The organism is Gilvimarinus gilvus, from assembly GCF_030518155.1.
Classification (GTDB): domain Bacteria; phylum Pseudomonadota; class Gammaproteobacteria; order Pseudomonadales; family Cellvibrionaceae; genus Gilvimarinus; species Gilvimarinus gilvus.
Genome location: NZ_JAULRU010000405.1, coordinates 1 through 405 on the forward strand (window position 1 = coordinate 1; position 405 = coordinate 405).

General features: G+C 27.4%; 2 protein-coding genes. Both read left to right on the forward strand.

What is annotated here, in order from left to right:
• On the forward strand, positions 1–237 hold a 237-nt coding region (locus QWI17_RS06790), incomplete at its 5' end, for a hypothetical protein (protein WP_302721767.1).
• Between the two features lie 93 nt (positions 238–330).
• On the forward strand, positions 331–405 hold a 75-nt coding region (locus QWI17_RS23625; protein ID WP_368045330.1), incomplete at its 3' end, for a GTP-binding protein.

Here is a 405-nt window from a genome sequence, read left to right on the forward strand (position 1 = left end):
CAATCGAATAAAACATTTGAATTTAGACAAACAGAAATTAATAGTGGTGTAATGTATGAACATAGAATTGGTGATTTTATTGGTACTGTAAAAACAGGACTACGTAGCATTCCTACTGGAAGAATCTTTGAAAAAAATGAATCTTTTAATGACTATATATACGAGTATAAACCAAAATCATCTTTCTATTTCAACTTTGGTATATCATACAACCCATTTGGTAATAAAAAACGATAAATAACATACGTTTGTTGCGATTTCATTAAATTAAATAAAATCTATAGTAATTAAAAATAATTTATCGTAAATTCGCACCCATAAATTTCAAGGATGCAAAACATTAGAAATATTGCGATTATCGCACACGTTGACCACGGTAAAACTACTTTGGTTGATAAAATTCTT